Below are 255 nucleotides of genomic sequence, written 5' to 3' on the forward strand. Positions count from 1 at the left end.
TACTTTATCATGGAAACCATAGCCTAAGAACCAACGGTAAGCCATATTTGTTTCAGCTTCTTCAATCGTTTTACGCATGGAACGAATACCGAAGGTATACTGAATGAATGTCAGTTTAACTAAAATAACTGGATCAATACTTGGGCGTCCTACCTCTGAATACATATCTTTCACCAAGTCGTAAATGAAAGTGAAGTCAATGGAAGCCTCCATTTTACGAACCAAATGGTTCGCCGGCACCAGTTGATCTAAAGT

At 39.2% G+C, this 255-nt stretch carries 1 protein-coding gene; it reads right to left on the reverse strand.

Annotated features, from left to right (window positions below; translation table 11 throughout):
• Positions 1-255, reverse strand: a 255-nt coding sequence (locus Q8G36_RS28865; protein ID WP_305275386.1) for a transposase, incomplete at both ends; no start/stop codon positions are given.

The organism is Peribacillus frigoritolerans (genome assembly GCF_030676415.1).
GTDB classification, from domain to species: domain Bacteria; phylum Bacillota; class Bacilli; order Bacillales; family DSM-1321; genus Peribacillus; species Peribacillus frigoritolerans_A.